This is a genomic window from Sphingopyxis sp. GW821-FHT12F08, assembly GCF_058806755.1.
In genome coordinates, this window is record NZ_JBXAQA010000005.1 from 181383 (window position 1) to 207741 (window position 26359).

General features: G+C 62.6%; 23 protein-coding genes. 9 read left to right on the forward strand and 14 right to left on the reverse strand.

Translation table 11 applies throughout. The features are described 5' to 3' along the window. Positions 1 to 7: 7 nt before the first annotated feature. The 5 genes from AC1RNQ_RS14920 (at position 8) to AC1RNQ_RS14940 (ending at position 8296) form a co-directional block, all read left to right on the forward strand. The gene (locus tag AC1RNQ_RS14920) at positions 8 to 643 is read left to right on the forward strand and encodes an urea amidolyase associated protein UAAP2 (RefSeq protein WP_493172196.1); all 636 of its coding nucleotides are present in this window, start codon (positions 8 to 10) and stop codon (positions 641 to 643) included. Further along, positions 640 to 4230: an urea carboxylase gene (gene uca, locus AC1RNQ_RS14925; protein ID WP_493172198.1), complete on the forward strand. Its 3591-nt coding sequence runs from the start codon at positions 640 to 642 to the stop codon at positions 4228 to 4230. The genes AC1RNQ_RS14920 and uca overlap by 4 nt, the downstream gene beginning before the upstream one ends. Next, positions 4227 to 5993, forward strand: a complete 1767-nt coding sequence (gene atzF, locus AC1RNQ_RS14930; protein ID WP_493172200.1) for an allophanate hydrolase — start codon at positions 4227 to 4229, stop codon at positions 5991 to 5993. The genes uca and atzF overlap by 4 nt, the downstream gene beginning before the upstream one ends. Positions 5994 to 6465: 472 nt before the next feature. Further along, positions 6466 to 7452, forward strand: coding sequence for a sterol desaturase family protein (locus AC1RNQ_RS14935; protein WP_493172202.1), 987 nt, complete (start codon positions 6466 to 6468; stop codon positions 7450 to 7452). A gap of 127 nt (positions 7453 to 7579) precedes the next feature. Then, positions 7580 to 8296, forward strand: coding sequence for a hypothetical protein (locus AC1RNQ_RS14940; protein ID WP_493172204.1), 717 nt, complete (start codon positions 7580 to 7582; stop codon positions 8294 to 8296). Positions 8297 to 8398: 102 nt separating this feature from the next. Here AC1RNQ_RS14940 and AC1RNQ_RS14945 read toward each other — a convergent pair whose 3' ends face one another. After that, positions 8399 to 9487 carry an LLM class flavin-dependent oxidoreductase gene (locus AC1RNQ_RS14945; RefSeq protein ID WP_493172206.1) on the reverse strand — a complete coding sequence of 363 codons (1089 nt, stop codon included), beginning with the start codon at positions 9485 to 9487 and terminating at the stop codon, positions 8399 to 8401. Positions 9488 to 9603: 116 nt separating this feature from the next. On the opposite strand from AC1RNQ_RS14945, the gene AC1RNQ_RS14950 reads away from it, so the two are divergent. Continuing rightward, entirely contained in the window at positions 9604 to 10389 is a 786-nt protein-coding gene (locus tag AC1RNQ_RS14950) for a TetR/AcrR family transcriptional regulator (RefSeq protein WP_493172208.1), read from the forward strand. On the opposite strand, the gene AC1RNQ_RS14955 is transcribed toward AC1RNQ_RS14950, so the two are convergent. The 8 genes from AC1RNQ_RS14955 to AC1RNQ_RS14990 all read right to left on the reverse strand — a co-directional run bounded on the left by AC1RNQ_RS14955 (position 10359) and on the right by AC1RNQ_RS14990 (position 17586). Next, a complete protein-coding gene (locus AC1RNQ_RS14955; protein ID WP_493172210.1) occupies positions 10359 to 10763 on the reverse strand; it encodes a nuclear transport factor 2 family protein in 405 nt (134 codons plus the stop codon). The two genes, AC1RNQ_RS14950 and AC1RNQ_RS14955, sit on opposite strands and share 31 nt — an antisense overlap. A 17-nt stretch (positions 10764 to 10780) precedes the next feature. Next, positions 10781 to 11881, reverse strand: coding sequence for a 3,4-dihydroxy-2-butanone-4-phosphate synthase (gene ribB / locus AC1RNQ_RS14960; protein ID WP_493172212.1), 1101 nt, complete (start codon positions 11879 to 11881; stop codon positions 10781 to 10783). Continuing rightward, positions 11878 to 12393, reverse strand: a complete 516-nt coding sequence (locus tag AC1RNQ_RS14965) for a flavin reductase family protein (RefSeq protein WP_493172214.1) — start codon at positions 12391 to 12393, stop codon at positions 11878 to 11880. Before AC1RNQ_RS14965 ends, ribB begins: the two co-directional genes overlap by 4 nt. Continuing rightward, positions 12393 to 13163, reverse strand: coding sequence for an enoyl-CoA hydratase-related protein (locus AC1RNQ_RS14970; protein WP_493172216.1), 771 nt, complete (start codon positions 13161 to 13163; stop codon positions 12393 to 12395). The genes AC1RNQ_RS14965 and AC1RNQ_RS14970 overlap by 1 nt, the downstream gene beginning before the upstream one ends. Continuing rightward, entirely contained in the window at positions 13156 to 13995 is an 840-nt protein-coding gene (locus AC1RNQ_RS14975) for an enoyl-CoA hydratase/isomerase family protein (protein ID WP_493172218.1), read from the reverse strand. Before AC1RNQ_RS14975 ends, AC1RNQ_RS14970 begins: the two co-directional genes overlap by 8 nt. Position 13996: 1 nt before the next feature. Next, positions 13997 to 14449 (reverse strand): nuclear transport factor 2 family protein, encoded by a 453-nt coding sequence (locus AC1RNQ_RS14980; RefSeq protein ID WP_493172220.1) that lies wholly within the window; start codon positions 14447 to 14449, stop codon positions 13997 to 13999. Positions 14450 to 14572: 123 nt separating this feature from the next. Further along, positions 14573 to 17002, reverse strand: a complete 2430-nt coding sequence (locus AC1RNQ_RS14985) for a TonB-dependent receptor (RefSeq protein ID WP_493172222.1) — start codon at positions 17000 to 17002, stop codon at positions 14573 to 14575. 59 nt (positions 17003 to 17061) lie between these two features. Then, positions 17062 to 17586 (reverse strand): nuclear transport factor 2 family protein, encoded by a 525-nt coding sequence (locus AC1RNQ_RS14990; RefSeq protein WP_493172224.1) that lies wholly within the window; start codon positions 17584 to 17586, stop codon positions 17062 to 17064. 95 nt (positions 17587 to 17681) lie between these two features. On the opposite strand from AC1RNQ_RS14990, the gene AC1RNQ_RS14995 reads away from it, so the two are divergent. Continuing rightward, the gene (locus AC1RNQ_RS14995) at positions 17682 to 18341 is read left to right on the forward strand and encodes a carboxymuconolactone decarboxylase family protein (protein ID WP_493172226.1); all 660 of its coding nucleotides are present in this window, start codon (positions 17682 to 17684) and stop codon (positions 18339 to 18341) included. Positions 18342 to 18344: 3 nt separating this feature from the next. On the opposite strand, the gene AC1RNQ_RS15000 is transcribed toward AC1RNQ_RS14995, so the two are convergent. The 4 genes from AC1RNQ_RS15000 to AC1RNQ_RS15015 are packed head-to-tail and all read right to left on the reverse strand — an operon-like array spanning position 18345 to position 23091. Next, complete coding sequence (locus tag AC1RNQ_RS15000) at positions 18345 to 19622, reverse strand: cytochrome P450 (protein ID WP_493172228.1); 1278 nt, start codon at positions 19620 to 19622, stop codon at positions 18345 to 18347. A gap of 23 nt (positions 19623 to 19645) precedes the next feature. Then, a complete protein-coding gene (locus AC1RNQ_RS15005; RefSeq protein WP_493172230.1) occupies positions 19646 to 20731 on the reverse strand; it encodes a zinc-binding dehydrogenase in 1086 nt (361 codons plus the stop codon). A 56-nt stretch (positions 20732 to 20787) separates the two neighbouring features. Then, positions 20788 to 21915 carry an LLM class flavin-dependent oxidoreductase gene (locus AC1RNQ_RS15010; RefSeq protein WP_493172232.1) on the reverse strand — a complete coding sequence of 376 codons (1128 nt, stop codon included), beginning with the start codon at positions 21913 to 21915 and terminating at the stop codon, positions 20788 to 20790. 21 nt (positions 21916 to 21936) lie between these two features. Further along, entirely contained in the window at positions 21937 to 23091 is a 1155-nt protein-coding gene (locus tag AC1RNQ_RS15015; RefSeq protein WP_493172234.1) for an LLM class flavin-dependent oxidoreductase, read from the reverse strand. 159 nt (positions 23092 to 23250) lie between these two features. Between AC1RNQ_RS15015 and AC1RNQ_RS15020 the strand changes: the two genes are divergently transcribed. Continuing rightward, positions 23251 to 24882: a class I adenylate-forming enzyme family protein gene (locus tag AC1RNQ_RS15020; RefSeq protein ID WP_493172236.1), complete on the forward strand. Its 1632-nt coding sequence runs from the start codon at positions 23251 to 23253 to the stop codon at positions 24880 to 24882. A gap of 2 nt (positions 24883 to 24884) precedes the next feature. Here AC1RNQ_RS15020 and AC1RNQ_RS15025 read toward each other — a convergent pair whose 3' ends face one another. Beyond that, positions 24885 to 25547 carry a TetR/AcrR family transcriptional regulator gene (locus AC1RNQ_RS15025; protein WP_493172237.1) on the reverse strand — a complete coding sequence of 221 codons (663 nt, stop codon included), beginning with the start codon at positions 25545 to 25547 and terminating at the stop codon, positions 24885 to 24887. Between the two features lie 64 nt (positions 25548 to 25611). Here AC1RNQ_RS15025 and AC1RNQ_RS15030 point away from each other — a divergent pair, with 64 nt between their 5' ends. Continuing rightward, positions 25612 to 26358: a glucose 1-dehydrogenase gene (locus AC1RNQ_RS15030; protein WP_493172239.1), complete on the forward strand. Its 747-nt coding sequence runs from the start codon at positions 25612 to 25614 to the stop codon at positions 26356 to 26358. Position 26359 lies beyond the last annotated feature (1 nt).

The window sequence follows — 26359 nt, forward strand, 5'->3', positions numbered from 1 at the left end:
AGCCGAAATGACCACCGATCCTGGCCTCGCGGGCCTTCCCGGCACTGTCGTTCACGACGAGATCGTTCCCCCCCGGGCACCGTGGCTGCACCATGTCGCCGCCGGCCAGACGTTGCGCATCGTCGACCTCGAAGGCAACCAGGCGGTCGACTTCCTGCTCTATGCGGGCGACGACGACGCAGAGCGCTACAGCGCACAGGACACGGTCTCCGCACAGGGCAATTTGTTCCTGCGCACCGGCGCCGTGCTCCGTTCGAACGAAGGGCGTGCGATGATGACCATCGTCGGCACTTCCGTCGAATATCATGATACGATCGGCGGCGCCTGTTCGTGTGAATCCAACACGCTGCGCTACGGCCACCACACCAAGTCGCAGCACGCCTGCGTCGAGAATTTCCTCGAAGCCAACCTGTCCGAAGGCAGGGGCAAGCGCGACATGGTCTCCAACATCAACTTCTTCATGAACGTGCCGGTAGAGGAAGACGGCGCGTTGGGCATCGTCGACGGGATTTCCGCGCCCGGCCTCACAGTCGACCTGCGCGCCGAGATGGACGTGATCGTCGTCGTGTCCAACTGCCCGCAGATCAACAATCCCTGCAACGCCTTCAATCCCACGCCCGTTCGGATGATCGTCACCGCATGAGCTTCGATACAGTCCTGGTTGCGAACCGGGGGGCGATCGCCACTCGGATCATTCGCACGCTGCGCCGCATGGGCCTGCGCTCGGTTGCGGTCTATTCCGAGGCGGACGTCGGCTCGCTTCACGTTTCGCAGGCAGACGTCGCTATCTGCATCGGGCCCGCCCCCGCGTCGGAGAGCTACCTCGACATCGCCGCGATCCTGAAGGCCGCCCGAAACACAGGTGCAGGTGCGATCCATCCGGGCTACGGCTTTCTCGCCGAGAATACCGAGTTCGCAGAGGCCTGCGCCGCCGCCGGGATCGCGTTCATCGGCCCGACCCCGGAGAACATCCGGACCTTCGGGTTGAAGCACAGTGCTCGGGCGCTGGCCGCCGCGCATGGCGTCCCGCTTGCGCCCGGAACCGGCCTCCTCATCGACGAGGAGGAAGCTGCAAATGCTGCGCGGGAAATTGGCTTCCCGGTCATTCTGAAGGCCACCGCCGGCGGCGGCGGCATCGGGATGCGCATCTGCGAGGACGAAGCTGCCGTGCGTCAGGGTTTCGCGGGCGTCGCGCGTCTGGGTGAAGGCAATTTCGGCGACGCAGGCGTATTTCTCGAACGCTACATCGGCCGCGCGCGCCACATCGAAGTCCAGATATTCGGTGACGGGGCAGGCCGGGTCATGCCGTTGGGCGAGCGCGACTGTTCGCTGCAACGCCGCAACCAGAAGGTCGTCGAAGAGGCACCCGCACCGCTCCTCTCCGAGGCAAAGCGCGCCGAACTCATCGCCGCTGCGGTCCGCCTCGGCGAAGCAGCGCGCTATCGTTCCGCCGGCACGGTCGAATTCTTGTTCGACTCGGATCGGCAGCAATTTTTCTTCCTGGAAATGAACACCCGCCTCCAGGTCGAACACGGCGTGACCGAAGAGGTGATGGGCGTCGATCTCGTTGAATGGATGATCCGGGGCGCGGCCGGCGACTTCTCTTTTTTGGACGGCGAAGCACCCGTTCCGCGCGGACATGCCGTGCAGGTGCGTCTCTACGCGGAGGATCCCGCGCTCGATTATCGCCCCACCATCGGCACGCTGACTGCCGTCGATTTCCCGCAGGGCATCCGCGCCGAGACCTGGTGTATGGCCGGCAGCATCGTCAGCGCGTGGTACGACCCGATGCTCGCCAAACTGATCGTTCACGCTTCCACGCGCGAGGCAGCCCTATCGGCGATGCAGGCCGCACTCGACGAAAGCCGCATAGACGGCATCGAAACCAACTTGCGCTGGCTGCGTGACGTCGTCCGGAACGGGCAGTTCGCAAACGGTCAGGTATCGACGCGGCTGCTGGAGACGGTCGCCTACAGCCCGCGCAGCATCCGCGTGGTCAGCGGCGGCACAGCCACCACCGTGCAGGATTGGCCGGGCCGGCAGGGGCTGTGGGCCATCGGCGTCCCACCGTCCGGCCCGATGGACGACCGCTCCTTCCGGATCGGGAACCAGGTGCTCGGCAACCCCGAGGGCACGGCGGGTCTGGAGGTCACCGCGAGCGGGCCGACCCTGGTTTTCAATGCACCCGCGCGCGTGTGCCTTGCCGGTGCCGATTTCGGCGCCCTGCTGGACGACGAGCCGGTCGAACGCGGCACCGCCCTCGACATAGCTGCCGGCCAGACGCTCGCGCTCGGCCGGGCCGCTGGCGGCGGTATGCGGGGTTATATCCTGTTCGCGGGCGGCCTCGACATCGCGCCCTATCTCGGCAGCCACAGCACCTTCGAGCTCGGCCAGTTCGGCGGACATTCGGCGCGTCGGCTGCTCGCAGGCGACACGCTGCATCTGGGCACGGCCGGGGTAAGCGCTCCCGCTTCCCCCTGCTCGGCACCGAACTTCGGGCAGAGCTGGACGCTGCGCGTTCTCTATGGTCCGCACGGCGCACCGGATTTCTTCACCGACGACGACATTCGCGCCATCCTCGCCGCCGAATGGCAGGTCCACTATAACAGCAACCGCACCGGAGTCCGGCTGGTCGGGCCGAAGCCCGAATGGGCGCGAAAGGATGGGGGCGAGGCCGGCCTGCATCCGTCCAACATCCATGACAATCCCTATGCGATCGGCGCGGTGGATTTTACCGGCGACATGCCGATCATCCTGGGCCCGGACGGCCCTTCGCTTGGCGGTTTCGTCTGCCCGTTTACCATTATTGCTGCGGATCGCTGGAAGATCGGCCAACTCGTTCCAGACGATCGCCTGCGCTTCGTGCCGGTCAGCGCGGAAGACGCCGCCGCTGCGCACCGCGCTCCGCTGGATCTTCTCGCTGCAGAAGCGACAGCGCGCGACATCGCGACCCTTTCCCCGATCCTTGCCGACACGCCGGCGCAGGGCGCGCGTCCGCGCACGGTCTACCGCCAGCAGGGCGATCGCAACATCCTGGTGGAATATGGCGAGATAGTGCTCGACGTCGAGCTACGCGTCCGCGTCCACGCCCTGATGACGGAGCTCGAGGAGCGAGCCTTGCCGGGCGTGATCGACATCGTGCCCGGCATCCGTTCGCTCCAGCTGCATTTTGACGGCGACGTGCTCGACCAGCGCGGCGCCTTGGCCGCGCTGATGGAAGCTGAGGAAGCGCTGGGCGATCTCGAGGATTTCTCGGTCCCCTCGCGCATCGTCCATCTGCCGCTCAGCTGGCGGGACCCGGCGACGATCGAGACGATCGAGAAATACATGGGCGCGGTGCGCGACGATGCACCATGGTGTCCCGACAATATCGAGTTCATCCGCCGCATCAACGGCCTGCCCGATGCCGATGCTGTCGAGAAGCTGGTCTTGGACGCGAGCTACCTCGTCCTGGGCCTCGGCGACGTCTATCTCGGTGCTCCTGTGGCAACGCCTGTCGATCCGAGGCACCGCCTGGTCACGACCAAGTACAACCCCGCCCGCACCTGGACCCCGCCCAATGTCGTGGGGATCGGCGGCGCCTATATGTGCATCTACGGAATGGAAGGACCGGGCGGCTATCAGCTCTTCGGACGCACCATCCAGGTGTGGAACACCCATCGGCAGACGGATGCCTTTGTCGACGGCAAGCCCTGGCTGCTGCGCTTCTTTGATCAGATCCGCTTCTTCAAGGTCAGCGCCGAGGAACTCGCCGACTGGCGGCGGGACTTTCCCAATGGCCGCCGCTCCATTCACGTCGAGCAGTCCGAATTCCGCCTCGCCGATTATCGGGCTTTTCTCGCACAGAACGCCGGGTCCATCGCTGCCTTCGAAACGCAGCGCCAGGCCGCCTTCGACGAAGAACGCGCCGAATGGCAGCGGTCCGGCGAATTCGACCGCGTAACGGACATGACGGACGATGGCGGCGCCCGTACCGCCGAAACCGCAGCGATAGAGCTGCCCGAAGGGGCAGACCTGATTGAGGCGCCATTCGGCGGCAGCGTTTGGAAGCTGATGGTGGCGCCGGGCGACATCGTCAAAGCGGGTGACATCATCGCGGTGATCGAGACCATGAAGATGGAATGCCCCCTGGAAAGCCCGGCTAGCGGAACGATTGCGACGCTCTATATGCAAGAACGGCAATTGTTGCAGCCCGGCGCACCGCTGTTCGCGCTGAGGCGCCAGACATGACCGAGCTGGACAGGAGGCAGGTGACTGCGATCGCCGCAGCCGTCAACGGCGAAGAGAGGAGCGCGGTGGCGGTGGCGGAGGAAACCCTCGCCCGCCTCGCAGCCTATGACAGCGTCCAGCCGCAGGTCTGGATCAGCCGGATCGCGCCCGACGACCTGCTTGCCGCGGCCCGCGCCGTGGATAAGCGAGTCGCCGCCGGCGAAAAGCCCCCCCTTGCCGGCGTGCCCTATGCCGTGAAGGACAATATCGACGTTGCCGGGTTCGAGACGACTGCGGCCTGCCCGGCCTTCGCCTATCGGCCCGCCGGGTCGGCGGGCGTCATCAAGCGTCTCGAAGCGGCCGGCGCAATCTGCATCGGCAAGACCAATCTCGACCAGTTCGCGACCGGCCTTGTCGGCACGCGCAGCCCCTACGGCATACCTTGCAATGCCTATAACCTCGCTTTCGTGAGCGGCGGTTCCAGCTCCGGCTCGTCGGTCGCCGTCGCGGCCGGGCTTGTCCCCTTCGCGCTGGGCACCGATACCGCCGGTTCGGGGCGGGTGCCTGCCGCGTTCAACCACCTGGTAGGTTTCAAGCCCAGCAAGGGGCGCTGGAGCGCACTCGGCCTCGTTCCTGCGTGCCGCACGCTCGATTGCATAACCGTCTTCACCGGCAACGTGGCGGATGCCCGGCTGGTCGACGATGTCGTGGCCGGCTTCGATCCCGCCGATCCCTATTCCAAGCCACTCGCAAACAGCCCGGTCCGGTCGGCGCGCATCGGCGTGCCTCGCCGTGACCAGCGCGTGTGGTTCGGCGACAGCCAGTCCGAATATCTCTATGATCGTGCGTTGGGCCAGCTCGCCGCAACGGCCGAGATCGTCGAGATCGACATAACGCTCCTGATCGAGGCGGCGCGCCTTCTTTATGGCGGCCCGTGGGTTGCCGAACGTACGGCTGCCATCGCCGGGCTGCTGGCCGGCAATCCGGATGCGATAGACGAGACCGTCCGCAGCGTCGTGGAACCGGGCAAGGGCATGAGCGCGGTCGAGCTGTGGAACGGCATCTACCGCCTCGCCGCACTGAAACGCCACGCCGACGAGATGTGGGACATGGTCGACCTGCTTGCCTTTCCGACCACCGGCACGACCTATCGCGTCGCGGAATTGCTTGCGGCGCCGATCGCGCTGAACAGCAACCTCGGCTTCTACACCAATTTCGTGAACCTGCTCGACATGGCGGCGGTGGCGGTACCCGCCGGCATCCGTTCGAACGGGACCGGCTTCGGCATCACGCTGATCGGTCCCGCCGACAGCGACCAAGGCCTCCTCACGGCGGCCGAAACCTATCTCGCGGCGGCTGGCCTGCCTGCCCCGCCCCCGCTCGACCTGGAGGGAAAAATGGAAACCGTGAAACTCGCCGTCGTGGGCGCACATCTGAAGGGCATGCCGCTCCATTGGCAGCTGACTTCGCGCGATGCGAAATTTCTGGGCGCATTCGAAACTGCGCCCACTTATCGCCTTTATGCAATGGCCGACAGCATCCCGCCCAAGCCGGCGCTGGTCCACAGCAACGACGGCGCGGCGATCGCAGTCGAGGTCTACGAACTCGACGTCGCGGCCTTCGGCAGCTTCGTTGCCGAGGTTCCGGCCCCGCTGGCTATCGGCACAGTCACCCTGGCCGATGGCACCAGCGCGAAAGGTTTCGTGGCCGAGCCCCGCGCCTTTACCGGTGCGGAGGAGATCACCCATCTCGGCGGTTGGCGCGCTTACGTTGGAAGAGGGTGAATGCCGACGCCCTTTCCGGCCCCACCCACGGCCGATCACCGCGCTTACGGCTGAGACAAAAGCGACGCTGCCACGCCATCCGCATCAACACCGCGAACCTGGAACACGCTCTTCGCGAGGTCCAATCCAATTGTCGTGACGTTCCCCATTGTGGTTCTCCGTCCGGCTCATCCGCCGATCATCCTGCAGAAGGGGTCGAGAGCCGCCCACGTCATCAAATGACGACGTGCAGCAGATTGGAAGGCAAGGGGCCGTTTCGCGCCCGATCATTGTCGTCCGAGAGGCCGCCTGCCGATCGCCAAGGCATAGACAGCATCTATGAGATACATATCATAATGGCGTCTGGCGTGATGGGAATGCGCCCCCGATGCTCAAACGACAACAGGTCCACGGAACCGCGGGCATCGTCCTTGTCCCTGGCGTGTCGGACATAACCGCAGGGAGACAGGGCAACCATTATGAGGGCAGACGCATGGAGGGAGTTCGCGTAGGTAAAAGACTGATAGGCGCTCAGGCACCGGTCACTGTGGGGTGGGAAAATATCCCCAGGGTGGAAGGCGGCCCGGTCAAGCAGTTCATATTCACCTGGTTCCAGCCCACGGTGCTGTTCGCGCTGATCGCGTTCTGGTACTACGCGCCCAACTCCATCGCCAAGGCATCGACCGCCATTGGCATCGGCATCGGCTTCAAGGCGCTGCTGCTGGCGCTCGAATGGGTCAACCCGCGCTACGAGAGCTGGCGCCTGACCTGGAAGGAACTGGTCACCGACCTGTTCTATGTCGGGCTCGGCTATACGCTGCTCAGCCTGGTCGAAAGCTACATCGGCAGCGACGCCGTGATCGAAGCGGCCCAGCACTCCTTCGATTGGGAAAAGTTCGCGTGGCTCATCGGGCTGCCGCTGCTGGTGCAGGCTTTCCTGATCTCGTTCATCTTCGATTTCGGCCAATACTGGATGCATCGCGGCATGCATAATTGGCATCCGCTGTGGCTGACCCACGCGCCACATCATTACATAACCCAGTTGAACATCAACAAAGGCGCAGTCGGCAATCCGGTAGAACTGTTCCTGATCGGACTCGGCATCGGCGGCTTCTTCGATTTCCTGCCGCGAGCCGTCCTGCTCGCCGGCTCCATCGGCTTGGCGGTCGGCACCTACCAGCACATCAACGTCCGCTTCAACACGCCCCGCTGGTGGCGTTTCGTGTTCAACACCACCGAGCACCACAGCCTGCACCATTCGCAGGACTATGAAGCCACCCGCAGCAATTATTCCGGCACTTGGATCATCATCGACCGCATGTTCGGCACCTGCGTGGACGGCGAGGCAGAACTGCTCGGGATGGAAGGCGGTCGCCGCATGTCGATCCGCGAGACAATGACCTATCCCTTCACCGAGGGCTGGAAGACGCTCAAGGAACGATTTGCCCTGCCGGCGGCGACTTCCGTACCGGCCGAGTGATGGGATGCTCCGCTCACACAACGTCCTCTACCCATTCGTCATGCTCAGGCCGATGCCGTCATGAGCGGCCCGGCCCGAGTCTTGCCGCCCAAGGCGGCATCGAAAAGCTCTCTCAAAAGGAGATTATGTGAACCCACGCCTCATCGACTGGATCTGGCACATCAGGGGCAGCCTGGCGCTCGCCCCCGAGCAATCGGGCGATGATGCCTTAGACAAGCTCGCCCCTCTGTTCCGCCAGACCGGGACCAGCCACGATCGGACAAACGACACGCTGACTTTTCGCAAGAAGGATCAGGCGGCCCAAGACAAGATGTCTATTTTCGATGATGGCGTCTTGCAGATAAAAAAAGGCGTGACCGGGTCTGTCCTGCACTATCATCTGACCAGCCGGGCATTGCTGTTCTGCTTTCTGGTGCCACTGCTATTTCTGGGGGCCGCTCAGTTGACCATAGCCATTGGTGAGCTCGAAAAACTTTCGACCGAAGCCGCGGACAAGTCCGGAAAAGCTTCGGACGCGTCAAAAAAGTCTGAAAAAAAGGATGTGGAACTGCCGCAAAACCCGATAGACAAAGCCCTAGGTGCACCCGCACCCGAAAAGCCTAAAAAAGAAGGCGCTGGCAGGTCTGAAGAGGAAGATAAAAAGCCTTCGCCTACGTCCGCCTATGTCTTTGCGGCGATCTTCGCCGTTCTCTATGTCGTCGGACGAATCCTCGAAGATAAACTGGTCAGGGCGCTGTTCAAAAAGAGCTTGCTGGGCTCATTGCCCTATTTAGCCGCTTCACCGGCTGGCCGTTCCTCGCCAGCAGCACCGGCAGACAGGCCAGCCCGGCCATACACGGGATGAACGTCTGCTTCAGCATGTCCGATGCCCGGAACCTGCCGGGCCGCTGACGGCCAAAAAGCGCCAGTGTTGGCTGAGGATGTCTGTCCTCAGCCAACGAAGTGCTTATGCAGGTTCCGTTTCGGGCAGCTTGATGCGCGGCGCCACCTCCTTGGCGATCAGTTCCAGCGAGTGGAACCACGGCGAAGGGTCGTCATAATAGTCATGCGATTCGACCTGGAGCGTGCCCCAGCCACCGCACGCATCGAACAGCGTGCTGATCTTTTCGACCACCGTGTCGGGCGATCCGACGACGAAGACATGATCGACCAGGAATTCGAGATCGGCCTTTAGCGGATCGATGCCCGCATCCTTGGCAAAACCGTCCATCATGCCGAAACGGCGCCAGATCGGGATCAGGTAGCGGTTGAAGCAATAACCGATCGGGCCTTCCATCACGAGCCGCTTGGCTTCGGCATCGGTGTCGGCGACGAACACCGTCTGCGAAACCGCGTGGCGCTGGCGGTCGGGAGTGAAGCCCGCCTTGATATTCGCTTCGGAGTAGATTTCCCAGTGACGCTTCAGCGCGTCGATGCCCGAGAAGATCGAGACGGGTTTGAAATTGCGCTCACCGGCCAGTCGCATCGACGGCGAGTTTGCACTGAAGCCGGTCACCGCAAATTCCGGAAAGCCGCCGCCGTAGGGCGAATAATTGGCGAGCTTGTGCTGCTCGTCCTCCTCGGTCACCGCGACCTCCTCTTTGGGAAAGCCGGCATCCCAATATTTGCCTTCGTAGAAGAAGGGTTCGCGGGCCCAAATCTTCTCCATGATGAAGAGAGATTCGCGCACCATATCGTTGAGATGCTCGGTGTTCTGATCCTCTTCCTTGATGCCGTGCATATAGGAAGCGAGCGGATAGGCACCGGCCCCGATCCCCATGAAATAGCGACCTTCCAGAATTTGCGAGAGCCAGCCGACCGTCATTGCGAGCTTGGTCGGATTATGGTGCGGCAGGATATGCGCCATGGGCGCGAAGGCAATCGTCTTGGTCTGTAAAGCTGCGGCCGCCATGATGAGTTCGGGGTTGGGAATATTCTCCCAGACTTGTGAGGCATGCTCCGAAATCATCATCGTCGAAAAGCCGGCCTTGTCGGCGGCGACAGAGCTTTGCACGCCCCATTCGAAGGTCTGCCGCGCGGTACGTTCCGGCCGCATATAGGGGTGAAAAATTAGACCCGTGTCCATCGCCATGACCTATCTCCCATTGCTATTTTAAGCCACATGGCTTAAATCGTATAACGGGGATTGCGTCAAGCAAATTCCGTAAGGTCATGGCCGTTTATGTTGCAGGGGAGCGGTGCAGCATAGTTGAACGCGGCGCCCGCCTCCGGCACAGTCGCCGACGAACAAAATTTGGGGGAGAAGGCGTGACATCGATGTCCATCAGCAAGCGCCCGGTGCGCGGCGATGACGCCAAGACGCGGCTTATCCTTGCCGCCGAAATCCTGTTCGCGAAGGGCGGGATCGAAGGCGTGTCGCTGCGCGAGATTGCGGCGGCTGCGGGACAGCGCAACCACCATGCCGTGCAATATCATTTCGGTATCCGCGACACGCTGGTCCAGGCGATTTTCGACTATCGCATGGACCAGATGGAGACGAAGCGCGGGGAGATGTTGCGAGCGGCGCGGGAGGCAGGTCAGCTGGACGACGCGCGCACGATCATGGATATCATCTTCCTGCCGCAGCTCGAATTGATCGATGCGCACGGAGACCACAGCTATGCCAATTTCCTGTGTCAATATCTGCTGCGCAACAGCGACACCGAATTCGGCCGCTTCGGCGGGCACCTGCCGCGGCATATTGCCGAAGCGCTGGGGCTGTTGCGCGCGCGGCTTTACTTTCTTCCCGACGAGGTGGCGCAGCGGCGGTTGATCACCGCCTGTTTCATGTTCCTGAACATTTTGGCAGCGCATACCCGCGATGCGGCCGACCGCCGGATCGACCGGGAATTTTCGGCGGCACTCGACGATACGCTGGACCAGATCGTCGCCGCGACGTGCATGCCGCTGGCCGCGTCGCATACTGGTCAGGAGCCGAAAAACGTCTCGCGCGCGTGAATCGTGTCCATATATTCGCGCACCGAGGCGACCTTGCCGTCGCGTATCGTCACCAGGAAATGATAGCTGTTCGCATAGACGCGGCCGTCTTCCATCGTCGCAAAGGACGTGGCTTCGACCGCGACGCGATCGGCCTCCGCGGTCATCGATGTCGGTGTGATACGGAGCGCGCCCTCGCGATAGAGCGCCCGCGCGCCATCGAGCAGTCCGGCAAGGGTGGCTTTGGGATAGGTGCCCGACATCCCCTCGATCGCCCCCGACACCCACCAGTTTCCATCGTCGTGCATCCGATCGATCACGCCGGGCACGTCGCCTTTGGAAAATGTCCCGAAAAAATCAGCGACGATCGCCTTGTTGCCTTCGGTATCCGCCATTGCCGCTGCTCCCAACGTCATGATTCGATCGATTGCCGACCGACGATTTCGAGGCCGAACCCTTCCAGGGCCGCCATCTTGCGGGTGCTGGAGGTCAGCAGGACCATGCGTTCGACCCCGAGGTCGCGCAAGATTTGCGCACCGATCCCATAATCGCGCTGGCTCTGCCGATCGGCGTAGTCGCGCCGCCCGCCCTTGATGCGCTGCGACAGCGATTGGGGATCGGGATCGTGCAGGAACACGCCGACCGCAGGCCCGTCGTGCGCCGCGAGCAGGCGCAGCGCTTTGGGCACATAGTCATGATGCGCGCTGCGCAAGCCCAGCATGTCGGCGGTGAGGTCGACCTGATGGACGCGGACCAGTGTATCGGAGCCAGGGCTGATCTCCCCTTTGACCAGCGCGACATGTTCGCTCAGATCGACAAGATCGCGATAGACATGGATGGTGAAACCATCGCCATAATGGGTTTCGAAGGGACCTTCGACAATCCGTTCGACCAGCATTTCGGACCGGCGGCGATACGCGATGAGATCGGCAATCGTGCCGATCTTCATGCCATGGCGCTCGGCGAAAATCTCGAGGTTGGGGAGGCGCGCCATCGTCCCGTCTTCGTTCATCACCTCGCAGATCACGCCCGCCGGCGTGAGACCCGCGAGGCGCGATATGTCGACCGCCGCCTCGGTATGGCCGGCGCGCACCAGCACCCCGCCGTCGCGCGCGACGAGTGGAAAGACATGGCCGGGCGTGACGATGTCTTCGGGGCCGCAGCCGGGATTCACCGCGACCGAAATCGTCCGCGCGCGGTCGAAGGCCGAGATGCCGGTGGTGACCCCTTCGCGCGCCTCGATCGAGACGGTGAAGGCGGTGCCATGCCCCGATCGATTGTTGCGCGACATTTGTTCGAGCTTCAGGGCGGCGGCGCGGTCGGCGGTCAGTGCGAGGCAGATCAGTCCGCGGGCATGTGTTGCCATCTGGGTGATGCGTTCGGGGGTCGCGAACTGAGCGGGGACAATGACATCGCCCTCATTCTCGCGATCTTCGGCATCGACCAATATAAAGGGATGGCCATTGCGCGCCTCTTCGATGATCTCCTCGATCGATGCGATGGACGATGTCATTGGTCCGCTCCCAGGCAATCGACAAGGTCGTGATAACGACCGCGGAAGAACAGCAGCGGCGTGCCGTCGTCCCGTTTTTCAAGCGAACGCACCGCGCCGACGACGAGAAGATGATCGCCAATCTCGGTCACCGACTCGATCGAACAATCGATCCAGGCCAGCACATTGTCCAGCAGCGGAAGGCCGTTCGGACTGAGCCCATGGTCGATCCCTTCGAATTTGTCTTCGGCACGCGAGGCAAAGCGGCTCGAATGGTGCACCTGATCGGCGGCAAGGATATTGGCGCAGAACTGGCCTGTCGCGGCGATGCGCGGCCAGCTGGTCGATTTCTTGTCGGGGAAGAACCCCACCAGCGGCGGATCGAGCGAAATCGAAGTGAAGGAGCCCACAACCATCCCGAAGCGCGCGCCGTCGTCTGAATTCGCTGTAACGACGCAAACGCCGGTGGGATAACAGCCCAGCACGTCGCGAAAGTGGCGGGGGTCGATCTGTGTAGCCGCCTCGGCCATCATCAGCGTCCCGTCCACACGGGCTTGCGACCTTCGGCGCGCGCGGCGTCGCCTTCGAGCTGGTCCACGCTGCCCGCATATTGCTCAATCTCTTCGAACCTGGTCATCAGCGCGACTTCGAGCGGGTGGCCCAGCCGACCGTTGGCCGCCGCCTTGGCTGCCTGATTGGCGCGCGGCGCTGCCTTGTTGATCTTATCCGCCCATGCTTGTGCGGTCGCCGCCAGGTCGGCATAGGCCACGACCTGGTTGACGAGGCCGAAACGCTCGGCGGTCTCGCTGCCGATGCGGTCGCCGGTGAGGATCATCGCCATTGCGATATGATGGGGCAGTTGGCGCACGGCGCGATGTACCACGCCACACTCGCCGATGATGCCGACCTTGGTTTCGGGGAGGCCGAACTGGGCTGTGTCGGCGGCGACGATGATATCGGCGCACATCGCAAGTTCGAACCCACCGCCGACGCAAAACCCCTGTACGGCAGCGATCAGTGGTTTCTTGAGCGTTACCAGCGGTCCCCCGATACCGGTTAGCCCGCCAGCGAGCGCCACGCGCGATTTGCGTTCTGCCCCGTCGGACACATCGCCACCGATGCAAAATCCTTTCTCGCCTTCGGCCGAGAGGATCGCGCACCAGATCTCGGGATCGTCGTTGATCGTCTGCCACGCGTCGAATAGCAGATCGTCCATCGCGGGCGTGATCGCATTGAGCCCCTCGGGCCGATTGAGCCGGACGTGCGCGGTATGGCCAGATACAGAAAAATCGACATCAGCCATCGGCTGCATCCCCTTTGAAACGTTGGAATATTTCGGTTGAGCTCTGACCGCGGAAACGCGCCAGCGTTTCGCGCAGACCGTCTCTGGCTAGCGCTTGACGTAGCTCCAGCACCGCGGGCTCGAAGTGAAGGATAGCGTCGCTTTCCGCGACCGCATTGACGGCGCCAAGAAAACCGCTGGCCTCCATCGCGCGGTTGATCGAACTCTTCTTCATCGCCAGCACCGGCGCCGGGATCTTCGCCATCCGGGCCGCCAGCGCCTCGACGCACGCGATCAATTGATCGGCCGGCACCGATGCATTGGCCCATCCCCACGCTTCGGCGGTGCGGCCATCGACATGATTGCCAGGCAGGAAGGCCAGTTCCTTGGCGCGTTTCGCCCCGACCTGCGACACCCAGGCCGGCGCGATATAGCCGCCGCCGATAGGCAGCCCCGGCTCGCCGATCCGCGCGTCGTCCGCCACGATCGTGAGATCAGCGAAGCAGGGCAACTGCGCGGCGATGCCGAGGCAGAAGCCGTGAATGGCGACAATCACCGGCTTGGGATGCCGCCACATCGCCAGCCAGCGATCGAGATTGCCGCGCAGCCTAGCGACATCCTCGACGGGCGTTCCGCCGGAGGCATATTCGCTAAGGTCGACGCCTGCGCTGAATCCCTTGCCTTCGCCGCGGATGCCGATCACGGGTGCGCCTTCGCCGGCCAGCCGGTCGAGCGCGGCCGAAAAAGCGTTGAGCAGCGCGGTCGAAAAGGCATTCGATGCATCGGGCCGGTCGAGGACGATCCAGTCGATGTCCGTCCCGGACTCGATACGCAGGGGAGGCCTTTCGGTCATCTCAGCCAGCGCGGCCGATAGGGTTGAAGGCCCTGACGTGGTAATCCGTCGTCATCGTGGTCTTCAGGATGCGCGTCTTGAATTTCCACGCGCCGTCCTGCTTGACGACGACGTCGTGATACTGGCCGTAAAGAATGCCGTCGGGCCGCTCCTTGGTATAGCGGTGAACGGCCAGGACGATCGCACGCACATGGGCCTCGGCGTCGCTCAGCCAATCGATGACGACGCCGGAAACATGATGCGACGTCGCGGTGAAGAATGTTCCGATACCGTCGAGCGTTTGCTTGTAGGCCTCGATGCCGGTGGCGCCGAAATTGGGCGCATAGCTGACTTCGCAGTCATCGACGAACAGCTCGGCCATCTTTTCGGGCTGGTTCATGTCGAGGAAATAAGCGTAGTCGTGGATGATCCGCTCGATGGCCTTTTCGTCGAGAAGTTTGTCGGTTGATGTCATCGCATATCCAGTCTTGTCCGGTTCTGTTGATTATTGCGTCGGGGGAACGGCGCCGGGCTGACCAGGATCCGGGCACCCCCCGTGCTGAAAACCTGCCCGACGCCGCTTCGACCCGGCCGCGGCCTAGAATTTGACCGAAAGTTCGGCGCCGAAAGTGCGGGGTTCGCCGGGATACCAGGTGTTCACACCGTTCGAGGCGCCGAGCGCATATCCCGAAATATGATAGATCTTGTCAGTCAGGTTGCGGACAAAGAGCGCGGCGGACACGTTGCTCTCCATGATGTCCTTCCAGCTATACCGCAGGGCGATGGTCGAATATCCGTCGAGCCTGGTGCCCGGGGTCGACGTGCCATTGGTGCTGGAGAAGAAGGTGTGCGTCTGTCCGTAGAAATCGGCGCGCAGGTTCATCGTGCCGAGATTTGTGGGGACTGGCAGCGTCACCACGACATTCGCCGAACCCGACCATTTCGGGCTGTCGGGGTAGGAATCGACCGAAAGGCTACCGACGAATGGGATGGGAACGGTCGTCTTGGTATATTTGGCATCGGTGTAGGCGAGGTTGAAACCGACATCGAGCCAGTCGGTCAGGCCGATATTCGCATCGACTTCGATGCCGTTGGTAACAGCCTCCGGCACATTGACCGTAAACCCGGCCGGGGCGCCGCCGACCACCGCATAGAGGGCGCGCTGGGCGTCCTTCACGACGACCTTATAGGCCGCGATGTTGAACTGCGCCGGTGCTTCGCCGATCCGCCCGTTGAACTTGTAGCCGAGTTCGAAGTCATGGACTTTTTCGTTCTTGAACAAGTTTGCGGGACCACCGGTCAAGGGGTCGATAAAGGGCGCGACGGTGCCGTTGAGATTGCCCGACCGGAAGCTGCCGCGCTGATTGAAATAGACCATGTTGTTGGCGTTGATCTGGTACTGCAGGCTGGCGGTCCAGGCCGGCGCCGACAGTTTCTTGCTCTGGCTCGCGGCCGGCGAGTTTGGATCGACGCCGAACACGTTGCCGGGCGCCTGCGTGATGCCGACATTCACCCAGGTGTAGCGGCCGCCCAAGGTGGCGGTCAGCTGGTCGGTGACCTTGTAGCTGAACTGCGCGAAGACAGCCTTCGACGATTCCCTGTTGCGATAGGCATAGGCAATATCGGCGATCCCTCCCGGGACGACGTCGGCGCCGATATTGATCGGAATGATTTCAAAACGCCGCTGGCGCGAGAAGAATACGCCCGCGGTATAGTCCAGCCGGTCGTCGAAGGCGGACCCCTGGATCTGCAGCTCGTTGGTGAAGGTCTTGGAACGGAAGGTCTGGCCGCCCGGCGTTCCGGTTGCGTTGATCCCCGCCAGCTTGAACAGCCACAGGCTGCCGAATGGACCGCCGCCCAGATTGCCCGGCGTATTGGCCTTGCCCTGCATATAGGAGAAGATGTTCTTGACCTTCATCGTGTCGCTGACATCGACTTCGGTCGTGTTCGAGACGAAGAAATTCTCGGCACTGTGCGGCAAGTCGTACTGGAGGAAGGTCTTGTACGGATTGTCGTGCGAGAATTTGGTGAAACCCTCGACGCCGCCGGGGAAAAAGCCCGGTCCGGCTGGTCCGTCGTTGCCGCCATAAATCGCCGCCAGCGTCGCGTCCCACATCACCCCGGTGGTGTTGAAGAAGTGGTTCGTGCCGTCGCTGTTAAACTGGGTCGACGGATCGCCGGGCGTGGTCGGTACCGAGTTATAATTGATGATGTTTCCGGCGCCTTCGGTGCCCTTGACCCGGTCATATTGGACGACGGTCACGTTGCTGAAACTATCGCCAGGCGTGAACAATATCGTTGCGCGTCCCGAGCGGCTGTTCTTGTCGCCCAGCGTGTTGCCGGTATTCACGTTCGTGACATAGCCGTCGCCGCGGGTGATATCCCCCGCCAGGCGGATTCCCAGCTTGCCCGGAATCAGCGGCAGATCGATGGCCGCCTGCATCTGGCCATAGTCGCGCTCGGCGCCGCGCAGAACGACATAGCCGGAAAACTCATCGCCCGGCATCGGCGTCGAATAGAGGACGGCTCCGCCGGTCGCGTTGCGGCCGAACAACGTGCCCTGCGGACCTTTCAGCACCTGGATTGAACCCAGATCGAAAAAGGCGGTCGAGGTGTTGCCCGGATTATAGGGCGCTTCGTTGAGATAGGTCAGGACGGCAGGGCTGGTGCCCGAAAAGGGATCGAGCGACTGGCCGCGCATGCTGAAGCTGAGCTGGTTCGAATTCTGGCCATTCTTGACCTGGAGTCCGGGCACGAGCGTGCCGATGTCCTGTTCGCTGGTGATGGCCCGGTCCTGAAGGGTGTCGGCGTCGAATGCGACGACCGAAACCGGCACTCGGGAGAGTCGTTCCTCCTTGCGTTGTGCGGTGACGATGATTTCATTGGTCCCCGGTACATCGGCTTCTGCGGGCGCCGCGACCGGCGCGGGGGCATCCTGCGCCATCGCGGCTGCCGGAAATGCAAAGGCCGCCGCCAAAATGGTGTTGCCGAGCAGGGCGTGGCCCAATTTATGTTTAGCGTTCGACATGTTTCTCTCCCTCTTGATTATCATTTTTCGGCAGAACTTCTCCCCGCCATGGTCGTCACTTAATTTTCTCGATTTGCGTCCTGCCGCGGAAAATCGCTCGGTTGCGGGGCCGCTCCGGGCCAGCGGATGTTGAGCGGGCTCGACAGCGACGTGCCGACATCCGACCATGGGCCGACGTGGATGGCGCGCATTTCGCGACGCTCGATCCGCCATTGCCCGTCTTCGCGTTGATACCGGTCGAGATAACGGACGGCAGCGAAGTAGGTCGTTTCGCCGAGCCCCAGTTCGAGATGCGCCGCGACTGTCCCGGTAGCCGCGTTGGCACTGTCGAACCTGAGGTGAAGATAATTGGGCGTATGGACAGTCTGCCCCATTCCGGACCGCGCCGATTTCAGAAATTCGGTGATGGCCGCGCGGCCGGTGCTGTCGGGAAAGCCCGACGCCGCGAAGGTCGCGTCGCTGGTGAAGCAAAGGCCCAGGCGCGCATAATCATCGTCGTCCGTGGCCTGAAAATAGGTCGCGACGAGATCGTGCAGCTCCGCACGATCCTCCAGCCTGCGCACACGGTCTTCCAAAGTTGCCACAGTTTTTTCCTATCCCAGAACGCTCGTGTAAACACATGTGTTGACTAGTCAACGCTAAAGTTGACTAGAGGCAAAAAATGGCTAAGCCGATGGTCATGGAGATGCTGTTTCTACCGTATCTGCGCGAAGCGACGCTCAATTCGCTGCACGGCGTTGCGGAGGGAAGTCCGCTGTCACCGTTGCCGCGCGCACTGATCAAGTTGGGCCTTGCCGCTTCGGTCACGTCGCTTGAGCGCGGCGCATTGTCCGTGGCAGTTGCAACGGCCTACGATCGGGGCGCAACGCCGGCACAGGTGCAGGAAGTGATCGCGCTCGTCTCAGGGCTTGGCGTGCATTCGCTGATGATCAGCGCGGTCGCCGTGCTCGAACAGGCCCAGCGCCGCGGCCTGCTCCCCGCCGGCGACGAGCTCGACGCCGAACGCCAGACTCTATGGGAGACGCGCGTCGGGGACGATCCCTTCTGGGCGGATTTCGAGCGCGAGATGCCGGGCTTTTTGAAGGCGATGCTGATCCTGTCGCCCGATATTTTTGCTGGTTTCTTCGACTATTGCGCGATCCCGTGGAAATCCGGCACGGTGCCGGCGCGGGTGAAGGAACTGATCGCCATGGCGAGCGATGCGACCCCCGCACACCGCTTTGGTCCCGGGTTTCGTGTCCATCTGGGCAACGCCATCAAATTGGGATGCGGCCGCCTGGAAATTGTCGAGGCCCTCAACCTTGCGGCGGCCGCGCCGCCGCATCGCGGGACGCCGTAAGCGTCACGCTACATCCCACACAAAAGGAACATCCTCGACCGCCGCGATGATCCCCGAATGATAGATCGGGTTCGCGCCATCGGCCAAGCGGAAGGCGGGAATGCGCTTCAGCCATTCCTGCAACGTCACCGTTGCTTCCATGCGTGCCAGATGCATTCCGACGCAGCGATGCGGACCACCGCCAAAGGTGGTGTGCTTGGGCCCCTTGCGATCCCAGTCGATGTCCATCGGGCAGGCATTTTCATTGGCATCGAGCCCGTGCAGTACGGTCGGCAGCAGGATCATGTCGCCATGCTTCAGTTCGACACCATGGAAGACCTGATCCTTGGCCACCATCCGCGCTTCGGAAACGACCGGAAAGCGCCGGAACATTTCTTCGACGCCGCGCATCAGCTTCAGGTCGTTGCCCTGCAATTCGGCGACCTTGTCCGGATGGCGCGCGAGGTAGATCATCATGAAGCTGAGGAAATTGACCACGGTGTCGAGCCCGCCGAGCAGCAACAGCGAGATCATCCCGATCGCCTTGTCGTGGGGCAGGGGTTCGCCGTTGACGGTGCCGTTCACCATCACGGAGATCAGGTCGGTGCCGCTGCCGCCGCGCCGCGCGTTGATGATCGGTTCGACATATTCGAAAAATCCCGTGTTGGCGGCGTCGAGGCACTCGGCCATCTCCTCCGGCGTGTTCCCGGTCGGGCGGGTCATGCCTACGGCGAAATGTTCGAGCTTCGGGGCATCTTCCATCGGCAATCCGGCCATCGCCATGAACACCTTCACCGGGAAAATCTTGGCATAGTCCCTGGAAAAATCGCAGTGGCCGCGCGGCGCAATATCCTCGATCAGGCTTATCGCGGTTTGCCGCACCTTGTCTTCGACGTCGCGGATGCGCGCGAGATTGAGGCCGGTGTCGAGTAGCTTGCGGTATGGCGTATGTTCGGGCGGATCCATCCGCGTCGGCACCATCAGATATTTTTCGCCCGCCTCCTTGGGAAGGAAGATGACCTCGCTCGAGAAACGCGACGGATCCTCATAGATTTCGCGGACCATCGGCCCGTCCATCGCGATCCAGTGTCCGCCGGTCAGCGGGGTCCAGACGAGCTTGGGCATGTTTTGCGCGTGAAGCTCGACCCAGGCTTCATGATAGCCCTGCTCGATCCCGTCGAGCGCGTACATGTCGATGTCGCGGACAAGATCGTCCGGAACATGGGCGGGCTTGGCGACGCGCGAACGGTTGTCGGCAACGGGCGCCGCAGCCTGGGTGTCGATGGATGATGCCTTGCTCATGAAAAGCCTCTCTCGGTTCGATGTCAGCAATGTTCGGGATCGATAACGGCCTTGATGACGGTGCCCGCGGCGGTCGCTTCGAGCGCGGCGCTCGCACCTGCCACGCCGAAGCGATGGGTGACGAGTGCCGCCAGCGGCACACGGTTCTGGCACCGCACTGCGAGTTGCAGCGCGTCGTGATAATTTCCGGGCTTGGGAAAGCTGGCGCCGGCCACGGTCAGATTCTTGATCGTCAGGTCGCGCGGGCTGATCGGTTGCGTACCGATCGCGCCCCACAATCCCAGGATGATATAGCGACCATGGTTGCCGGTAAGGTCGACGCCTTCGGGGAAGGCTGGCAGCACGCCCGCCGCCTCGACCACCACATCGGGGCCATTCGCGCCGCACAGGTCGTATATCTGTCGCCGCCGCTCGTCGGCACTGTCCCTGAGCGATACCGTCGCGGTGGCGCCAAGCGACTTGGCGACGTCCAGCCGGTTGGGGTGGACGTCGATCGCGATCACCTCGCGCGCGCCCATCAGTGACGCGACGAGCACCGCGGCGAGGCCGACCGGGCCCGCGCCCTGCACCACCACGCTCTGACCGATCCTGACCGGGCCGCAGCGGTCGAAACCGCGCAGCACCGTCGGCAGGGCGCAACCGAGCGCGATGACCGCATCGACATCGGCACGGTCGGGGACGCGGAAGAAGGCGAGGCCATTGGGCAACCAGGCATAGTCGGCATAGCTGCCCCAATTGGGTTTTTCGGCATGTTCGAAGAATTGCGAATTCTCGCACGGCGTTTCTTCGAGCACGGTGCAGCTGTGGCAGCGATGGCACAGCGCGATCGGCGCCCAGTAAACGAGATCGCCGGGTTTGACCGGCACGCCCGCATAGTCGGCCGTCACCCCGGCGCCGAGTTTCTCGACCCGGCCGACGCCTTCATGGCCGAGGATGATGGGGAAGGGCATGACGCCGGCGCCACCGTCCGCGATATGGACATCGCTGCCGCACACGCCGCCGACTACGATCCGCACCAGCGCGCCACCGGGTTCGGGATCTACGATCGGCACGTCCCAGGTTTCGATGCGATTGGGCTCGACGAGTACGCATGCCTTGCCAGTTGCCATGAACTGTTTCCTTCCCGCGGCCCGGTTCTGATGATGGGTGCCGCCTGTGTTCCGATCTACGCCACTGCGAAATTGGGCATCCTGACCTTGGGGCAGACCTCGATCGCCAGCCGCCGCAGCGATTCCTCCCAAGGTTTCGGATCGTCGAGGCTGTCATGCTGGTTGGCGACAATCTGTCCCCAACCGCCGCACGCGTCGGCCAGCTTTTCCAGTTTCTCGATCACCGTTTCGGGCGACCCGCACAGGATGACATGCTCGATCAGAAAATCATCGTCGATGTCGGCGGGCGAAATATCCCTTCCGCTGTCGGCGATGATCCCGTCGAACAGCCCGAATTTGACGTAAATTTCCTTCAGATATTCATGCCAGGTCCGCATCATGCCGGTTTTGAGCACCATCCTTTTGGCCTCGGCATCGGTGTCGGCGATGAACACGTCGCGGCAGACGCGATAGCGGCTGCGGTCGGCGGTCCGGCCCTTGGACGCCATTGCGGCTTCCCAGGTGTCCCAATGCGCGCGCATCTGGGGCGTGCCGCCAAAGAAGGAGATCGGGCTGTAATCGCGCTCGCCGGCGAATTTCATCGACGAGGAGTTCATCGACAAGCCGGTGACCGCTATCTCCAGCTTTTCGCGCCCGCCATAGGGGCTGTTGTCGGCGATCAGCACATTATATTCGGGCATCGTTTCCGACCCCGGAAACCCCGCCTGGAAATACTCGCCCTTCTCGACGAAAGGCTTGCGCTCCCACACCCGCTCCATCAGGCGCAGCGCCTCGAGCTGGCGCGGGGGCAGGCTGGAGATATTCTCATAGCCATGGAGGATCGCATCGGTGTGATGGCCGCCGGGCGCGACCCCGAGGAAATAGCGGCCCTCCATAACCTGACTCAGCCAGCCGATGCGGATCGCGAGCGTCGCGGGGTCGTGATAAGGCAGCAAATGCGCCATCGGCGCAAAACGGATCTGCTTTGTGGTCTGCGCACAGGCGGCAATGACCGCCTCGGGCATCGGGATATTTTCCCATCCCAGCGTGTAATGTTCGCCGATCATATAGTCGGTGTAGCCCACCTCGTCGGCGATCCGCGCAATATCGAGCGCCCAGTCGAAGACCTGCCGCGGCGTGCGGTTCGGCGGATTATAGGGGGTCATAAAGATCCCGCACTGCATAGGCATCGACGGCTCTCCCATATTTATCGTTGTGGCGGTGCGTTAGACGAACGTTCCGTCAGCCGCCTTGGTCGAGAAGCGTGGTGCGACCTTGGCGATGAATTCTTCGAGTTCGGCGTGATTTTCGTCGGGCTCGAGATGGCCTTGCCCGAACATCAGGAACAGTTCGTCGAAGCCGAGCTTGTCGTGCGCCTTGCCGATCTGGTCGGCGATCTCGTCGGCCGAGCCGATCAGCACATTCGGCGGACGCTGGCCGAGCGGGATGAACCATTCGTCCCAGAACCACATATGCTCTTCCATCAGTTTCCTGGCGCGTTCCTTGTCGCTCGTGAGCATCAGGAAGCCGCCCCATGCCGAGGCATCGGTGCTGGTGACCTCGCGGCCATGCTTGGCCGCGTGGCCGACGTAGCGCTGGTTGAGCGAGTCGCAGAAATCGAGATTGTCCGAGAGGACGATCAGCTTGCCGCCTTCCTCCGCCCAGAAATCGATCGTCCGCCCCGACGCGGCAAAGCCGCCGTAGATCGGCGGGTGTGGGTCCTGGTAGCAGCGTGGCGCGATACCGATCTGGCGAACGATGCCGTCGGCGTCCTGGCCCTTGCCATATTTGGCATAGGCGGGGTGTCCGCCCGATCCGCCCTCGGGCGGGAACAGCCAGTTATCGCCCTTGTGGTCGAAGACGTCGTTGGTCCACGCTTTTTTGACAACGCGCACGCCCTCTTCGAACAGCGAGCGGTTGCGGGCGTCCTGCTGGTCGCGCGCCTTTACATTGTCGGGTGTCGTCGCGCCGACGCCTTCCTTGATGCCATAGGCATCGACCCAGCGCGCATGATAGCCGCGCGTGAAGCCGCAATAGAGCCGGCCCTGCAGCATATGGTCGAGCGTCGCGATCTCCTCGGCGACGCGCACCGGATTGTGGGTGGTCATGGTGTATCCCATGATCCCCGCCTTCATCCGCTTGCTGTGCTGGCCGACGAACAGGCTGAACATGCCCGGATGGTTGTTCGCCTCGAAACCCTCGATCTGCAGGTGATGCTCGGGCTGGCAATAGCCGTAGAAGCCCAGTTCGTCGGCGTGCCGCACATAGCCGCGCACCTCTTCGAGGAAGCGCTGGTAAAGTTCCGGACGCTGGCCGGCCATTCCCTGTTCGATCTCGTGGCGCCGTCCGACGACGCCGGTCTGCATCAAATGGAATTTCATTGCCCGCTCCTCACCCGATCGTTTTTATCAACACTCGCGTTGATAGGAAGGATGGAGTCCTCCTGTCAATGGGCAATCGGACAGTCAACAATAGCGTTGACAGATTGCTTGGGACTACGCATGGATGGCGACGCGCACAAATGAGATGCGGGAGAGGATATGAGTTTCGATAGCTGGTCCGCGACGGCGACGCTGGGCGACCTGCTGGTGCAAAGCGCCAGCCGGTTCCCGGAGCGCAAGGCTATCGTCTTTCCCGAGTGCGCAATCACCTACGCCGGCTTGCTGGACGGCGCAGTGACCGTCGCGCGCGGCCTTATCGGCCTGGGGATTGCGCCGCGATCGAACATCGGCCTGCTCGCCAATAACGGCCACGAACTCGTCACCGGGCTGTTCGGCACCTGGCTCGCCAATTGCGTCGCGGTGCCGCTCAATGCCCGCCACAAGGAGCATGAGCTCGGCTACATCATCAAGAATGCCGAGATCACGCTGTTGCTGACGACCGCAGGCGACACCAGTCATGTCGACTTTCGCGATAGCATCGCCAGCGCGCTTCCTTCGCTGGGCGGCGGCACCGCCGGCGATCTTGCCTTATCCGAGGCGCCGACGCTCCGGCATATCGTGCTGCTCACCGGCGACGCCCCGCATGGCTTCACCGACGCGGCAACCTTCGCCGCAGCCGCGAACAAGGTCGAGGCAGGCGAAGTCGATCACCGTCGCCGCTGCACACGCCTGCGCGACACGGCGACGATCATCTACACATCGGGGACGACCGCCAATCCCAAGGGGTGCATGTTGACGCACGAGGCGATGTCGCGTGGCCCCGTCGAACGTGCCGACAAACGGTTCCGGTCGGGCGATTGCGACGTAACCTGGGGCGGCGGTCCGCTGTTCCATATCGGGTCGCTGGCGCCCTTCATCGGCTCAATCGGCGCGTCTGGCACCTATTTGACCGACACCTTCTTCAACCCGGCGCGCGCCGTCGCGTTGATGAAACGCGAAGGGGTCACCGCAATGTGGCCCTGGTTCCCCGCGATCCTGCAGCCTTTGCTCGACCAGCCCGATTTTGTCGCCGCGACCGAAAAGCTCCGCGCGATGCTGCTGATCGGACCCGAAGCGCTGGTCGATCGGGTCCAAAAACTGCTTCCCAGGGCGGAGATCATGCAGGCCTGCGGGATGACCGAAACCTCGGGCATCTTCGCGCTCAGCGATCCTGACGAAACGCCAAAACAACGCGCAACCAGCAACGGCAAGGCCGTTCCCGGCATCGAACTGCGCATTGTGGACGAGGATGGCGCGGACGTTCCACCGGGCACGGTCGGCGAAATCTGGGTCCGTGGCTATTGTGTGATGGAGGGCTACTACCGCGATCCGGTAAAGAGTGCCGAGGCGCTCGATGCCGACGGCTGGCTGCACACCGGCGATCTCTACACCCGCAGTGCCGACGGCCGCCTGATCTTCAATGGTCGCGCGAAGGATATGCTCAAGGTCGGGGGCGAGAATGTCGCGGCTATCGAGGTCGAAGCATATTTGTGCAGCCATCCCGCGGTGCGTATCGCTGAAGTGGTTGGCCGTCCCGATCCGCGCCTTGACGAGGTCCCTGTCGCTTTCGTCGAACTCATGCCTGGGACCGAAGCGAGCGCCGAAGAGCTGATCGCGCACTGCAAGGGCAGGATCGCGGGTTACAAGGTGCCGCGCGCGGTGCATTTCGTGAACGCCGACGATTGGCCGATGTCGGCGACCAAGGTCAACAAGCGCGAGTTGCGCGCGCGGCTCGCCAAGCTCGAGCCATGAGTTCAGTCCTTGCGGCGGGCCATTCCGTCGAAGAAAATATCGCTGAACCCTTCGGACACGTCGCGCGCGGGATGCGCGCCGCCCGGCTGGTACCAGCGGTGCGTCCAGTTGAGCATGCCGAACACCGCGTTGGCGGCGACCGACACCGGAATGTCGGAACGCATTTCGCCGCGTGCGATCAGTTCGGAGATCAGGCTCATCACGATGCGTTCGAATTTACGCGTCTGGCTGATGATCTGCTGTGCCCAGGCGCTCTTCTCGCCGGCGATGCGGTTCATCTCTTCCTGGATATAGACATACATGTGGGGATAATGCTGGTCGTAAGCGCTCATCAACTGGTTGATGACGCCGCGCAGCTTCTCGGCGGTCGACAGTGCCGGATCATTGGCGATCCGCTCGCACTCGTTGATATTGTCGTCGACTCCGACGCGCAGGCACTCGCGGAACAATTCTTCCTTGCTGCCGAAATAATAATAGACCGTCGCACGGTCGAGCCCCGCCTTATGGCCGATCTCCGCCAGCGTCGTCGCGCGGAAGCCATTGTTTTTGAACTGCCGTCCGGCGATCTCGACCAGTTCGGCGCGCTTCGCCAGATAATCGCTGCTGCCATCTTCGAGGGCCGATTTGCGGCGGCGGGAAATGTTGCTCGATTGCGCCATGGCCATCTGCCTACCCCCCAACCAGCCGCAATTCCACACTTATTCATATCGACAAATCAGGAGAGAGAAGATGGGTCAGCTCGACGGAAAAATCGCCATTGTCACCGGGGCGTCGCGCGGCATGGGCGCCTCGCACGCGCGGCGCTTCATCGCGGAAGGCGCGCAGGTGCTGCTCACCGACACGCGTGCCGATGTGGGCGAAGCCTTGGCGGCAGAGCTGGGCAGCCGGGCCGCCTTTGCCGATCATGATGTAACCAGCGCCGCCGACTGGCAGCGCGTCGTGGCGGTAGCCGAAGACAGGTTCGGACCGGTTACGGTGCTGGTGAACAATGCCGGCATATTGGGACCGATGGCGAAGACTGCCGATGTAACCGAGGCTGACTATATGCACGTCTGCGCCGTCAACCAGCACAGCATCTATCTCGGCATGCACGCGGTGATTCCGTCGATGCTGAAGGCCGGGAAGGGCTCGATCGTCAACATCTCCTCGATCGCCGGACTGGTCGCCAACTATGGTTTTCCGAGCCTTGCCTATGTCGCGAGCAAATTTGCCGTTCGCGGAATGACCAAGGCGGCCGCCGTCGAATATGGTCCGGACAATATCCGCGTTAATTCGGTCCACCCCGGCTTCATCATGACGCCGATGATGGTCGAGGCGACCGACGAGGAGGGCGGCGACGCGCTCGCGCAAATCCCGCTGCGCCGCATCGCGGAGCCCGAGGAAGTGTCCAACCTCGTCCTGTTCCTGGCCTCCGACCAGTCCTCCTACATCACCGGTGCCGAGCATGTAATCGACGCCGGCATGACGGCTCAGTGAA

Excerpts from the sequence above, each read along its gene's own strand:
- AC1RNQ_RS14920 (WP_493172196.1), top strand. The coding sequence starts at position 8 with ATGACCACCGATCCTGGCCTCGCGGGCCTTCCCGGCACTGTCGTTCAC.
- uca (WP_493172198.1), top strand. The coding sequence starts at position 640 with ATGAGCTTCGATACAGTCCTGGTTGCGAACCGGGGGGCGATCGCCACT.
- atzF (WP_493172200.1), top strand. The coding sequence starts at position 4,227 with ATGACCGAGCTGGACAGGAGGCAGGTGACTGCGATCGCCGCAGCCGTC.
- AC1RNQ_RS14935 (WP_493172202.1), top strand. The coding sequence starts at position 6,466 with ATGGAGGGAGTTCGCGTAGGTAAAAGACTGATAGGCGCTCAGGCACCG.
- AC1RNQ_RS14945 (WP_493172206.1), bottom strand. The coding sequence starts at position 9,487 with ATGCGGCCGGAACGTACCGCGCGGCAGACCTTCGAATGGGGCGTGCAA.
- AC1RNQ_RS14950 (WP_493172208.1), top strand. The coding sequence starts at position 9,604 with ATGGCCGTTTATGTTGCAGGGGAGCGGTGCAGCATAGTTGAACGCGGC.
- AC1RNQ_RS14955 (WP_493172210.1), bottom strand. The coding sequence starts at position 10,763 with ATGGCGGATACCGAAGGCAACAAGGCGATCGTCGCTGATTTTTTCGGG.
- ribB (WP_493172212.1), bottom strand. The coding sequence starts at position 11,881 with ATGACATCGTCCATCGCATCGATCGAGGAGATCATCGAAGAGGCGCGC.
- AC1RNQ_RS14965 (WP_493172214.1), bottom strand. The coding sequence starts at position 12,393 with ATGATGGCCGAGGCGGCTACACAGATCGACCCCCGCCACTTTCGCGAC.
- AC1RNQ_RS14970 (WP_493172216.1), bottom strand. The coding sequence starts at position 13,163 with ATGGCTGATGTCGATTTTTCTGTATCTGGCCATACCGCGCACGTCCGG.
- AC1RNQ_RS14975 (WP_493172218.1), bottom strand. The coding sequence starts at position 13,995 with ATGACCGAAAGGCCTCCCCTGCGTATCGAGTCCGGGACGGACATCGAC.
- AC1RNQ_RS14980 (WP_493172220.1), bottom strand. The coding sequence starts at position 14,449 with ATGACATCAACCGACAAACTTCTCGACGAAAAGGCCATCGAGCGGATC.
- AC1RNQ_RS14985 (WP_493172222.1), bottom strand. The coding sequence starts at position 17,002 with ATGTCGAACGCTAAACATAAATTGGGCCACGCCCTGCTCGGCAACACC.
- AC1RNQ_RS14995 (WP_493172226.1), top strand. The coding sequence starts at position 17,682 with ATGGAGATGCTGTTTCTACCGTATCTGCGCGAAGCGACGCTCAATTCG.
- AC1RNQ_RS15000 (WP_493172228.1), bottom strand. The coding sequence starts at position 19,622 with ATGAGCAAGGCATCATCCATCGACACCCAGGCTGCGGCGCCCGTTGCC.
- AC1RNQ_RS15005 (WP_493172230.1), bottom strand. The coding sequence starts at position 20,731 with ATGGCAACTGGCAAGGCATGCGTACTCGTCGAGCCCAATCGCATCGAA.
- AC1RNQ_RS15010 (WP_493172232.1), bottom strand. The coding sequence starts at position 21,915 with ATGGGAGAGCCGTCGATGCCTATGCAGTGCGGGATCTTTATGACCCCC.
- AC1RNQ_RS15015 (WP_493172234.1), bottom strand. The coding sequence starts at position 23,091 with ATGAAATTCCATTTGATGCAGACCGGCGTCGTCGGACGGCGCCACGAG.
- AC1RNQ_RS15020 (WP_493172236.1), top strand. The coding sequence starts at position 23,251 with ATGAGTTTCGATAGCTGGTCCGCGACGGCGACGCTGGGCGACCTGCTG.
- AC1RNQ_RS15025 (WP_493172237.1), bottom strand. The coding sequence starts at position 25,547 with ATGGCCATGGCGCAATCGAGCAACATTTCCCGCCGCCGCAAATCGGCC.
- AC1RNQ_RS15030 (WP_493172239.1), top strand. The coding sequence starts at position 25,612 with ATGGGTCAGCTCGACGGAAAAATCGCCATTGTCACCGGGGCGTCGCGC.